We start from the raw sequence: 13567 nt of genomic DNA, 5'->3' as shown, positions 1-13567 counted from the left end.
AATAAAATGCCCTTATGCTGTTTTTGATAAAAACATACCTTGGAATTAAATTATACCAATAATATGATTTTAAAACAATTAAAATCACTTATCAATATTTGCTTTACAAAATTTATTGTGCTAGACTTATTAAAACAAGTATATTATATATAAAAAGTATTTTTTAAGGTGATTTATGAAAGAAAATTTTAAATATATAGACCTCCATACACATTCTACCGCTTCAGACGGTACATGCTCTCCCACAGAGGTTGCCATATCGGCAAAGAAAGCTTCTCTGAGCCTTATCGCACTTACAGACCATGACACTATGTCAGGTGTAGAAGAATGTTTTAAAAAAGGATTGGAACTTGATTTATCCGTAATAGCCGGAGTGGAAATGAGCTGCGTATATAAAGAAAAAGAAATACATATTCTGGGTTATCTGCTGCCCTCTTCAATTTCCGAGAGAGAACTGAATATCCCAAAAGAAATATTTGATGATTTGAGTTTTTTTGCAAAGGAAAGAGCTGAAAGAAACGCTGAAATAATTAGGAGATTTAAAAATGACGGAATAATAATTCTCGAAAATGATTTGAACAACTCAAATCAAAACACCCAGATAACAAGAGCACATTTTGCAAATGCTCTTATAAAGCTTGGACTTGTAAAAAGTAAGTCCGAGGCTTTTGATAAGTATCTTGAATATGGCGGTAAATATATACCGGTTAAGAATATCACGACAACAAGATGTATGGAGTTTTTAAAAAAACATAATTTCTTCATTTCTCTTGCACATCCTTTTCAATACAAATTCTCTGATGAGGATTTGAATACTCTTATATCACATTTGATTGAACTGGGATTAGACGGTATAGAGGTATATCATTCCACACATTCAGCTTCAGATATAAAAAAACTTATGTTATTGGCGAATAAATACAAGCTCTTTCCTACAGGAGGCAGCGATTTTCATGGAGGAAACAAACCGGGACTTGACATAGGTAAAGGATACGGTGATTTAAAGATTCCTTTTGAACTTTTAGAAAATATATTAACAAATAAATCCAACTAGATAAAATTTATGCGTATGGGAAAACCCATACGCATAAATTTTATAATTTTACAGCTGCCGGCTTTTTCTTTGCCTTTGTTACAATATCGTCGGCACTCTTATAAATAGATGACTTTCCGATACAACCTCTTACACTTGACAGCGGATATATTGTAGTGTTCTTTCCTATAACGGTTCCCGGATTCAATATCGATCCGCAACCTATTTCAGCTTCATCACCTACTATAGCTCCAAGCTTTCTGAGTCCTGTCTCAAGCTCCGCATCCTCTAAATGAAGTACAACATCCGACTTATCGCTCTTAAGATTTGATGTAATTGCGGAAGCACCGAGATGCGCCTTATAACCGATGATAGAATCTCCAACATAGCTAAAATGAGGTACCTGTGCTTTGTTAAAAAGTATAGCATTCTTAAACTCACAAGAGTTTCCCGCCACTGCATCTTCACCTATGATTACATTACCTCTGAAGAATGCACATGAACGAATACTTGCATCTTTTCCGATAATAAGCGGACCTGCAAGCGCAATTGTAGGCATAATCTTTACCGAACGATGAACCCAGATATTCTTTCCGATTTTTAAATACTCCGTATCAGGTAATGTAGCACCGATTTCTTCTATAAAACTTCCAAGTTCCTTAAATACTTCCCAAGGATATGTGTATTTTTCGAAGAGAGACTTTGCTATAGTTTCTTCCAAATCAAAAAGTTTTTTTGTTTTTACATCGATTTTTTTCATTTTCTATCCTTTCATGCCCTTATATTCTTTTGAAACCTCTTCAAATACGGCATTTAAACTATATTGGTTATTAAGTTTCTTCACATTAAGACATCGAATACCTACAAATCTTTCAAGCTTTGTCATATATTCTTCAGATGTAATATCACCATTTGACACCATCGTAAGTCCCTTTTCCCAGCTGGCAGTCAGCTCCGGATTTAAAAGTTGTGAAATAGAGCAATTTACTACTTCATATACAATTTCACCAAAAAGTGTAGGGGTAATTATTTGAGTCTTTTTATTTAAAGCCAAGTACTTTATCGAAAATAATTTTTTCAAAATATCAGCCCTTGTAGCGGAAGTACCTATACCGCTTCCCTTTATTTGACTTCTAAGCTCCTCATCCTCTATGAGCTGTCCTGCATTCTCCATTGCAAGTATAATAGAGCCTGACGAATATCTCTTTGGAGGTACCGTCTCACCCTCTTTAATACTCAAAGAGTTAATCATAAGCTTTGAACCCTTTCTGAGTGATGAAATCATCTTTATATACTCCGGATTTTGATTGTCACCGGTTTCGTCATCTTCGCCCTCTGTTTTTACCGGGCTTAATATATCTAAAAATCCTCTTTCAACACACACTTTTGTATTTGCAATAAATATCTCATCTCCTATACCGAAACGTATGGCAAACTTTTGATATATTGCCGGAGGATAAAATATACTAAGAAATCTTCTGCATATAAGTTCATATACAGACAATGACAATTTACTCAGTGAATTCATATTTCCAAACCCGGTAGGTATTATAGCATAATGGTCGGTGATTTGACTATCATTAACATACTTTGTTTTTGAAATATTTTTATATTCACCCTTTTCAAGAACATTATTTGCAAAATTCGCAAGTGCCGAAAACTTACAAAGTCCCTTTATATTCTTGTCTATTTCCTTTGCTACGGCAGTAGAAAGCACTCTTGCATCCGTTCTCGGATAAGTAACAAGCTTTTTTTCATACAATTCCTGAATTATTTTTAATGTTTCATCAGGGCTTATTTTAAATCTCTTTGAACATTCATTTTGTATCTCTGCCAGATTGAAAAGTAAAGGAGGATTTTTTGTTTCTTTCTTTTTATCGTTTGAAAGTACAACCGCTTCCCTATTGTTTTCATCGGCAATCTTTTCTATATGTGATATAAGTTCTTCGGCATATATCTTTTCTCTAAAACCGTTATCCTTGTACAGCATAGGAGAACTAAAGTATTTTGACTTCTCATTTACCTTCCACTCTCCGTCTATACTCAATCCCTGATTTTCAAACTTACCCAAAACTTTAAAGAATGTAGTCTTTACAAAGTTTCTTATTTCTCTTTCTCTGTTTACCACCATTCCTACAACACAGGTCATTACTCTTCCCACACTGAGTACAGCTCTGTCAAGCTTTAAAAAACTTGCAACATTTCTGCTGTATTTTAAGGTTAGGATTCTGGAGAAGTTGATTCCCATAAGATAATCTTCTTTTGCACGAAGAAAGGCGGCTGCAGAAAGATTGTCATACTCAGACCAATCTTTTGCTTCTCTTATTCCTCTTAGTATCTCATCTTCGGTTTGAGAGTCTATCCACACCCTTTTTCTTGTCTTTCCATGCACATTCGCCATCATATCCACAAGTCTGTATATATATTCTCCTTCTCTTCCCGAGTCGGTACAAATATATATCGTATCAACATCTTCCCTGTTTAAAAGATTTGAGACTATGGTAAACTGATTTTTAACGCCGTCAATTATCTCGTATTTAAACTCTTTAGGTAAAAAAGGCAAAGTATCAAGCGACCATCTTTTCAGCCTCTCATCATACTTTTCAGGGTAGCACATAGTTACAAGGTGCCCTACACACCATGTAACTATAATATCATCGCCTTCCAGATATCCGTTTTTTCTTCCTGTAGGTACTTTCAGAGCCTTTGCAAACTCGGTCGCTACACTTGGCTTTTCCGCTATAAAAAGTTTCTTCATTAATCTCTTTCTACACTGAACTTATATACAGTTTCACTGATAAACTCTTCAAGTTCATCTACTACCGGCTGTATAAACTCCGGCATATTTACCGCATTAGGGAAAAACTGTGTTTCAAAACAATATCCGCTTCTCTTCGGATATGTTACACCTCTTTTTCCGACTATTTCTTCTGTCAGGTAATTACCTGTATAAAACTGCACACCCGGTAAATCTGTGTAAACTTCCATAACTCTCTTACTGTTCTCATCTTTTGCTTTTGCAGCAAGTCTAAGTTCACCGTTGTAGTCTTTGATTACCCAGTTATGGTCATATCCGCCACCCTGTATTACAGCATCATAATCAGAGTCGATTTCCTTACCTATCTTTTTGTATTTTCTAAAGTCCATTGCAGTATTTTCGACTTTTCTAATCTCACCTGTAGGTACGGAGTTCTCATCACATGGCAGAAAGCTGTCTGCAAAAATCATAACTTCCTGATCATATATATTCTTACTGTCCTGTCCGGCAAGATTAAAATATGCATGATTTGTTAAATTAACAGCCGTTTTTTTATCACAAACAAAGCTGTAACCTATTGTAAGTGCATTATCATCAGACAAAACATAACTTACATTTATCCTTGCTTCTCCGCCAAATCCCTGGTCACCGTCAGGACTTATAAGCATAAATGTTATCATATCTCTGTCTTCATCTTCAAATGTACCCACTTCCCAGATTCTGTCATGCCAATAGTCAGGTCCTGAGTGCAGTGCATTGTTTCCGTTATTTAGAGCAAGTTGAAATTCCTTGCCGTCAATTGTAAACTTTCCTTTCGGTATACGGTTTGCATATCTGCCTATAATAGAACCGAAATGCGGAATATTATTCTCATATCCGGCTACAGTATCATATCCAAGGCATACATCTTCAAACTTTCCGTACTTATCAGGTAGCATCATACTTACCCAAGTACCTCCAAGATCTGTAAAAGATGCACTTACTCCGTTTTTATTTGTCAGAGTATATAGATTTACAATCTTACCGTCTTTTGTTTTCCCAAATTCAGTTGTCTTAATACCCATGTTTTTCCTCACTTTACAAAGAAAAAGCCATCACAGCTCTACGTGACAGCTATTATACTATATTATACAAATTTTTCAATTCCCTTGCAAGACTTAGTGTAAATATTACCATAGCATGATAAATGCTAAATATATGGAATTTAAAAAGGCATCTGCAGTGCAAATGCCTCATTAATAATTATTTTGCTGTTATAAAATTCTTTGCTGTAAGGTACTCCGCACAAAGAAGTGCACCGCCTGCAGCACCTCTTAAAGTATTATGTGAAAGTCCGATAAACTTATAGTCATACATTGAATCTTCTCTAAGTCTACCCACTGAAACACCCATACCGTTCTCAAAATCAACATCAAGATTTACCTGTGGTCTGTTATCCTCTGTGAGATACTGTATAAACTGCTTCGGTGCTGAAGGAAGGTTAAGTTCCTGAGGCTCTCCCTTGTACTCTACAAGCTTCTTTATAAGATCTTCCTTAGAAACCTTGTTCTTAAACTTTACAAATACTGCAGCTGTATGTCCGTTAAGTACCGGTACTCTTACACATTGGCAAGTAATTTTTGGTGAAGTTGCAGGAACGATCTCATCACCTTCAATATGTCCCCAAATTCTGAGAGGCTCTTTCTCACTCTTTTCTTCCTCACCGCCGATAAACGGAATAATATTTTCAACCATCTCAGGCCAATCCTTGAAAGTCTTTCCTGCACCTGATATAGCCTGATATGTTGTAACTACAACTTCATACGGCTCATACTCTTTCCATGCATTAAGCACAGGAGCATAACTTTGTATAGAACAGTTAGGCTTTACTGCAATAAATCCTCTCTTTGTTCCAAGTCTCTTCTTCTGTGACTCAATAATTGCAAAATGCTCTGGATTTATCTCAGGAACTACCATAGGTACATCCTTTGTCCAACGATGTGCCGAATTGTTTGAAACCACAGGAGTCTCTGTTTTTGCATAAGCCTCTTCAATAGCCTTTATCTCTTCCTTTGTCATATCCACAGCTGAGAATACGAAGTCAACCTTTGAGGCAACTGCGTCAACATCATTTACATTCATTACAACAAGGTCTTTGTAAGCCTCCGGCATAGGTGTTGTCATTTTCCAACGACTTCCTACAGCATCCTCATATCTTTTTCCTGCACTGCTTGGACTTGCTGCTACAACTACAACTTCATACCAAGGATGATTTTCAAGTAATGACAAAAATCTCTGTCCTACCATACCTGTTGCACCGAGGACACCAACTTTTAATTTCTTATCCATATTATCTCTCCATATCTGTTTATTTTGAATAACAGTTCATAAATCTTGTGGACTATTATTTTTAACTGGTTGCAATCATAGTACACTATGAATAATATTGCAAGTATTTTTTCGCATCAGACGCACATTTGTACGCCAGGTATAGACATTTCATTTTACTTGTCTGTTTTTACAAAATATTATTTGATTTTTTGCCCCTTATAACCTCTATGACTAAGCTTAACTTTACTTAGATTAACTTCTTTTCCGGATACGCTTGCAAGTCCAACTTCGTTTGTAAGATACAAATTCTCAACAAATTCATTATACCCAAGTGTAATTGCCTTCTCTCCCCTGGTACTCTTTTTAAATTCATTTACCTCTGAAACATTAAATCTTAAAATATATCCTGCATCGCTTACAATACAAATATCTGTATTTGATGTGGCAGCAAGTATTTTTACACCTATAAGCACATCATCATTATTAAGCTTTGTAGAGGCCACCTGCTTGTTGTTGGTCTTAAATTCCTCTCCTGAAACTCTCTTTATATAACCGTTCTTTGTAAGCATCAAAATAAAGCTGCCCTTCATACTGTCTTCACTTACAGCCAAAAGGATCTCTTCATTACTGCTGTCAAACTTTGTAAGATTGTCAACAGGCGTGCCCTTATCTCTAAGTTTTGAAACACCAAGATCCATGACTTTGAATTTGTATAAAATACCGACATTTGAGAAAATACATATTCTATCTGTATTCATCACAGGGAATACATAAATATTTTCACTTTCTACAGTTTCAGCATTCTTATCAAAAGTATTTCTGTCAAGTATCTTACAATATCCGAATTTGTCCATAACAAAGATAACCTCTTCACTTGCTGTCGGTTCCTCAACATATACGGCTTCCTTGGCATCCTCTATCAAAGTTTTTCTTGGAATTGCGAAATCTCTTTTTATCTTTTCCAAATCTTTTATAAAGAGCTTATCCATATTTTTATGATCTTTTAAAATATTCTCATAGTCCTCTATATTTTTAAGAGTAGTCGCATTATCTTTTAAAAGAGCCTCTATCTCAAGACCTATAAGCTTATAAAGTCTCATATCAAGAATCGCCTGCGCCTGCTTTTCAGTAAACGAAAGCTTCTTAGCATCCTTTTCAAGTGCCTTAACCTTGAAGTTTATACCGGTAGTATCACCTGAAGTAAGGCATTTTTTTGCCTGAGTCAGATTTTTAGAGCCACGAAGTATGGCGATGATCAAATCTATTACATCTACAGCCTTTATAAGCCCTTCCTGTATTTCCTTCTTTTCAAGTTCTTTATTTAAGAGAATATTGTATTTCTTTGTAGTAATTTCATACTGAAACTCAAGGTAATTTTTTAAAATATCTCTTAGTGAAAGTATCTCAGGTCTTCCGTCTACAATCGCAAGCATATTTACTCCGAAAGTATCTTCAAGCTTGGTTTTCTTATACAGGATATTCTTTATCTTTTCAATATCTGCATCTTTTCTAAGCTCCAGAACTATTCTTGTACCGTTTTTATCGGACTGATTGCTTATATCCACCACATCTGAAAGTTTTTTACTCTCTACAAGATTTGCCACATCAACTAAAAACTTGTTTATTCCGGCACCGATCATAGTATAGGGAATTTCAGAAATTATCAGTTTGTCCTTGTCAGCTTTTTTCCTTCCAAGTTCTACTTCAATCTTTCCTCGCAACTTTAACTTTCCGTTACCTGTTTCATAGATATCAATCAAATCCTTTTTATTTGCAATAATTCCGCCTGTAGGAAAATCCGGACCATGCAGTACTTCCAAAAGTCCTTTTGTATCTATATTTCTATTCTTTATATAGGCAATACAGGTATTACATACTTCAAACAGATTATGTGTAGGAATTGAGGTTGACATACCTACAGCAATACCCTCCGCACCGTTTATCAAAAGATTCGGCACTCTAACCGGTAAAACCTCAGGTTCTTTTTCGGTCTCATCATAATTTGAAATAAATTCAACAGTCTTATCAAGATCCTTTAAATACACTTCTTCCGCAAATTTTGCAAGTTTGGCTTCCGTGTATCTCATGGCGGCCGCTCCGTCACCTTCTATAGAACCGAAGTTTCCGTGCCCGTCTATTAAAGGCATTCCTTTTTTAAAGTCCTGACTCAAAACGACCAAAGTTTCATATATCGAGCTGTCACCATGCGGGTGATATTTACCCATGGTATCTCCGACTATTCTTGCAGACTTACGATGCGGTCTGTCACTGAATATTCTCAGTTCACTCATATCATATAAAACTCTTCTTTGTACAGGCTTTAGACCGTCTCTCGCATCAGGTATAGCCCTTGCGGTTATAACACTCATAGAATAATCCAAGTAGGATTTTTGCATTTCCTCCGAATATTCCGTTCGCAATATCTTCTCAGCCATATACCCTCCTATGCATCAATAACCGCTTCTCTTGCATGCTCATGTATAAAGTTTCTTCTCGGCGCCACATCGGAACCCATTAAAAGTTCAGTTACCTCACTTGCAAGTCTTGCATCTTCTATTTCAACTTTTTTAAGCACTCTTCTTTCAGGGTCAAGAGTTGTCTCCCAAAGCTGTTCGGCATCCATCTCTCCAAGTCCCTTATATCTTTGCAGAGTGAAATTGTCCTTATGTTTCTTTTTATAATCTTCCAATGCCTTTTCATCATAAAGATAGATGCCCTCACCTCTTTTCGGTACCACCTTAAAAAGCGGAGGCATTGCAATATATACATGTCCGTCATATATCAGCTCAGGCATAAATCTATAGAGGAAAGTCAAAAGCAAAGTATCTATATGACTCCCGTCCACGTCCGCATCTGTCATAAGTATTATCTTGTCATAGCGAAGTTTTGAAATATCAAAATCATTGCCATAGCCTTCAGAAAATCCGCAACCGAAAGTATTTATCATTGTTTTTATCTCTGCATTTGCAAGCACCTTATCTATAGAAGCCTTCTCAACATTTAATATCTTACCTCTAATGGGCAAAATAGCCTGGAAGTTTCTGTTTCTTGCTGTCTTTGCCGAACCGCCTGCAGAATCTCCCTCTACTATAAATATCTCACATTTACTTGGATCTTTTGACTCACAGTTTGCAAGTTTTCCGTTTGATTCAAACGAAAACTTTGATTTTGTGAGCATATTTGTCTTGGCTCTTTCCTCAGCTTTTCTTATCTTGGCGGATTTTTCCGCACATGAAATTATAGCTTTTACCACATCAACATTTCTGTCAAAGTACCTTGTAAGCTCATCTCCCGTAACTGTAAGCACCGCCCTTGTGGCATCGGCTGATGCAAGTTTTGTCTTTGTCTGTCCTTCAAACATAGGATTCGGATGCTTTATGCTGATAATGGCAGTCATACCGTTTCTGGTATCCGCACCGGTAAAATTGCTGTCCTTATCCTTTAATATACCGAGGTCTCTTGCATAGGTATTTATAAGACCTGTAAACTTTGTCTTAAACCCCGCAATATGTGTACCGCCTTCTTGAGTAAATATATTATTACAAAATCCCAATATATTCTCCTCGAATGCATCCACAAACTGTATGGCTATTTCCACATCTATATTGTCACATATTCCCTTGTAAAGTATAGGAGCATGCATTACTTCCTTGCCCTTATTAAGTTCTTTTACATATGCCACTATACCTTCCGGTTCATGGAAAACTTTTTCTTCATGTTCATTCTCTCTTAAGTTTGTAAAATGTAAAATAAGACCCGGATTTAAGTATGCACTTTCATGCATTCTGGATTTCAACCAGTCAGCCTTAAACTTTGTAACTTCAAAGATAGTATCATCAGGTAGAAATGTGATTTCAGTACCTGTATTTCTTGTTTTTCCTATAGTCGGCAAAAGTCCATTTTTTAATTCTACTGTAGGTATACCCTTTTCATATCTGTCATGATGTATAAATCCGTCTCTTGATATTTTTATATCAAGAAAATTGGACAAAGCATTAACCACTGATGAACCTACACCATGCAATCCACCACTGGTTTTATATGATTCATTATCAAATTTTCCACCTGCATGTAAGGTGGACAATACCACTCTTTCCGCAGAAATACCCTTTTGATGCATCTCAACCGGTATTCCTCTACCGTCATCCTTCACTGTACATGAGCCGTCCGCATTTAAAGTCACCCATATATTTTTACAAAATCCGGCCAAATGTTCATCGATTGAGTTATCCATTATCTCATAAATAAGATGGTTTAATCCCTTTACACCGACTCCACCTATATACATACCCGGCCTTACTCTAACAGCCTCAAGTCCTTCAAGTACTGTAATACTGCCTGCATTATAGTCCTGCATAAAACCTCACTTTTACAAAAATGTAACAGTCCGGCAAAAACCAAACTGTTACATTTATACTTTATTTTAAATCAACTGACCTCTTGCTATAATATCTTCAACAAGTTCCTCGTTATTCTTTGTTGAATTAAACTCTTCAATAATTCTTTCGGCCACCTCTTCAGGTTTTGCCAAATCTGTGGACTTTCTGATTATACTTACTACTTCGGCCTCTTCCTTGCTCAATAATAAATCATCTCTTCTTGTAGAGCTCTTTAAAACATCTATTGCAGGGAAGATTCTCTTTTCCGACAGCTTTCTGTTAAGTACAAGTTCCATATTTCCTGTACCCTTAAACTCCTCAAATACAACATCGTCCATTCTGCTTCCGGTATCTACCAAAGCTGTTGCAAGTATTGTGAGACTTCCACCCTCTCTTATGTTTCTTGCCGTTCCGAAGAAGCGCTTAGGCATATGAAGTGCCGCAGGGTCAAGTCCTCCTGAAAGTGTCCTTCCGCTTGGTGCTATTGTAAGATTATAAGCTCTTGCAAGTCTTGTAATGGAATCAAGCAATATCATTACATCCTTTCCATGCTCCACAAGTCTTTTTGCTCTTTCAATAACCATCTCGGAAACTCTCTTATGTCTGTCAGGAAGTTCATCAAATGTAGAATATATAACTTCAACATTATCACCTACTATTGCCTCTTTAATGTCTGTAACCTCTTCAGGTCTCTCATCTATAAGTAATATAATAAGATGCATATCCTTTTGATTTGTAGTAATAGACTTTGCTATTTCCTTTAAAAGCGTAGTCTTACCTGCCTTTGGCTGTGAAACTATCATACCTCTTTGTCCTCTGCCTATAGGTGAGAGCAAATCGACTATTCTCATGGCTTTTGATGCGGAATCATCATTTGCAAGATGTATTCTGCTGTTTGGGAAAATAGGTGTCAAATCCTCAAAATTAGGTCTGGTTTCCAAAGTCTCAGGAGGGAAAGAGTTTACAGTATTTATATATAAAAGTGCCGCAAACTTTTCTGTAGCTGTTTTTATCTTTTTTATTCCCGATACCACATCACCTGTTTTCATTCTGAACTTTTTAATCTGTGCAGGTGAAACATACACATCATTATCGCCCGGTAAGAAATTTTCACATCTTATAAATCCGAAACCGTCAGGCATTACCTCAAGTATACCCTCTGCAATCTCACCTGAATCCAGATCTCTTATATCTGTAGGATAATCTCTTGAAAATCCCGCTCCAAAGCGATTGTCATAGTATTCATTTCTATATCCCGGTTGATTTTGTAAAGGATATTGATTCGGATACTGGTTATGATACTGATTTACATACTGGTTTTGATTATTGTACTGGCCCTGATAATAATTAGACATATTACCTTGAGCATTTACTTGACTATACCTTTGTCCGTTTTGATATGTATTATTATATCCATTATTTCTACTTTGATTTGAAGTGCTTCTTTGTGCACTGTTATATGTACTTCTGTTTTGACCTGTATAATTACTCTGACCGGAATAGTTTTGTCCGGTATAACCGTCTCTTTGATATGAATTATCTTTTCCCGTCATCTCAGGTGAGCCTCCTTCACTATTTGAAACCTCTTTACTTCGATTCTCGGAAAACTCCACTAACAACTCTATTATATTTGCTTTATTTAAATTGCTGACTCCTTTAAAGCCCTGTTCTTTTGCAATCTCTTTCAACTGTACCAATGATAAAGTTTGTAACTTTTCTCGCATATATTATCTGTCCTTTTTTATTTTATTAAAATAGTCCTTGATTGATTTTTCAAATCCCATATCTGTAAGATTAAAGAACACCTTATCTTTTATCTCATCAGGCAGGTATTGTTGTTTAACATAATGATTTTCATAGTCATGAGCATATTTATAGCCCAAACCTATTCCTATATCTTTTTCCCCGGTAAAATTTGCGTTTCTGATATGTTTAGGAACTTCAAAGTCTCTGTTTTCCTCCACAAATCTTAACGCTTCATTTATAGCAAGATATGATGTATTTGACTTAGGGGCACAAGCAATATAATTTGCCGCTTCAGCCAAAATTATCCTTGCCTCAGGCATACCGACTCTTTCAATCGCCAAAAAGGCATTTGTGGCAATACTTAAAGCATTTGGATCTGCAAGGCCTACATCCTCGGCTGCACATATTATGATTCTTCTGGCTATAAACTTTATATCTTCACCTGCATAGAGCATTTTTGCCAGATAATACATAACCGCATCGGGATCCGAGCCTCTCATACTTTTTATAAATGCCGATATGGTATCATAATGATTTGTTCCGTCCTTATCATACTTCACTATCTTTTTTTGAATACATTCACTTACAATATTTGTATCAATATGAATCTTTCCGTCTTCTGAAATATCTGTTGTAAGAATTGCCAGTTCTAAAGCATTCAATGCACTTCTTGCATCACCGTCTGTACTTTTAGAAATGAATTCTACAGCCTCTTTAGAAATTTCTACTTCATACCTTCCCATCCCTCTTTCTTTGTCTTTAATTGCTCTATCTAAAATGTTCTCTATATCCTGATATGAAAGCGGTTTTAATTCCAAAAGTCTTGACCTTGAAATCAAAGCCTTATTTACTTCAAAGAACGGATTTTCCGTTGTTGCTCCGATTAATATTACAGTACCGTCTTCTACAAAAGGCAGCAGGTAGTCTTGTTGAGATTTATTAAATCTATGAATTTCATCGATAAATAAAATAGTTTTTTTCTTATACATTGAAAAGGATATTTTAGCTTCAGATATCGCTTCTTCCATCTCTTTTTTTCCGGCCGTAGTAGCATTAATTTGCTTAAAATTTGACTTGGTGGTATTTGCAATGATCTTTGCTATAGTTGTTTTTCCACATCCCGGAGGACCAAAGAATATAATCGAACTCAGTTTATCAGCCTTTATAGCCCTATATAAGAATTTGTCTTTACCCAAAATATGTTCCTGCCCTACTATCGAATCTAAAGAATCGGGTCTTAATCTTGAAGCTAACGGGGCATCTTCTTTTTCATTAACTTCTTTCATATAATCAAATAAGTCCATTTTTTCTCCATGTAGGTTGTTACCACTACTTTACCAT

Annotated in this window: 9 protein-coding genes; 1 reads left to right on the top strand and 8 read right to left on the bottom strand. The window is 36.0% G+C overall.

The annotated features are described in order from the left end of the window. Window positions 1-175 precede the first annotated feature (175 nt). Window positions 176-1054, top strand: coding sequence for a PHP domain-containing protein (locus EHV10_RS04690; protein ID WP_128673659.1), 879 nt, complete (start codon window positions 176-178; stop codon window positions 1052-1054). A 40-nt stretch (window positions 1055-1094) separates the two neighbouring features. Here EHV10_RS04690 and EHV10_RS04685 read toward each other — a convergent pair whose 3' ends face one another. The 8 genes from EHV10_RS04685 to EHV10_RS04650 form a co-directional block, all read right to left on the bottom strand. Next, window positions 1095-1793 carry an LbetaH domain-containing protein gene (locus EHV10_RS04685; RefSeq protein WP_128673658.1) on the bottom strand — a complete coding sequence of 233 codons (699 nt, stop codon included), beginning with the start codon at window positions 1791-1793 and terminating at the stop codon, window positions 1095-1097. 3 nt (window positions 1794-1796) lie between these two features. Beyond that, entirely contained in the window at window positions 1797-3791 is a 1995-nt protein-coding gene (locus EHV10_RS04680; RefSeq protein ID WP_128673657.1) for a DNA topoisomerase, read from the bottom strand. After that, entirely contained in the window at window positions 3791-4855 is a 1065-nt protein-coding gene (locus EHV10_RS04675; protein WP_128673656.1) for an aldose epimerase family protein, read from the bottom strand. Before EHV10_RS04675 ends, EHV10_RS04680 begins: the two co-directional genes overlap by 1 nt. Before the next feature lie 178 nt (window positions 4856-5033). Further along, window positions 5034-6119, bottom strand: a complete 1086-nt coding sequence (gene asd / locus EHV10_RS04670; protein ID WP_128673655.1) for an aspartate-semialdehyde dehydrogenase — start codon at window positions 6117-6119, stop codon at window positions 5034-5036. Window positions 6120-6298: 179 nt separating this feature from the next. After that, a complete protein-coding gene (locus EHV10_RS04665; protein WP_128673654.1) occupies window positions 6299-8536 on the bottom strand; it encodes a DNA gyrase/topoisomerase IV subunit A in 2238 nt (745 codons plus the stop codon). Window positions 8537-8544: 8 nt separating this feature from the next. Further along, entirely contained in the window at window positions 8545-10458 is a 1914-nt protein-coding gene (locus EHV10_RS04660) for a DNA gyrase/topoisomerase IV subunit B (RefSeq protein ID WP_128673653.1), read from the bottom strand. A 66-nt stretch (window positions 10459-10524) separates the two neighbouring features. Then, complete coding sequence (rho, locus tag EHV10_RS04655) at window positions 10525-12204, bottom strand: transcription termination factor Rho (protein ID WP_128673652.1); 1680 nt, start codon at window positions 12202-12204, stop codon at window positions 10525-10527. Between the two features lie 3 nt (window positions 12205-12207). After that, window positions 12208-13530, bottom strand: coding sequence for a replication-associated recombination protein A (locus EHV10_RS04650; RefSeq protein ID WP_128673651.1), 1323 nt, complete (start codon window positions 13528-13530; stop codon window positions 12208-12210). Between the last annotated feature and the right edge of the window lie 37 nt (window positions 13531-13567).

Source organism: Lachnoanaerobaculum gingivalis (genome assembly GCF_003862475.1).
Taxonomy (GTDB): Bacteria; Bacillota; Clostridia; order Lachnospirales; family Lachnospiraceae; genus Lachnoanaerobaculum; species Lachnoanaerobaculum gingivalis.
Note: the sequence above shows the minus strand (reverse complement) of the source record. Positions and strands in the feature narration are given on the sequence as shown.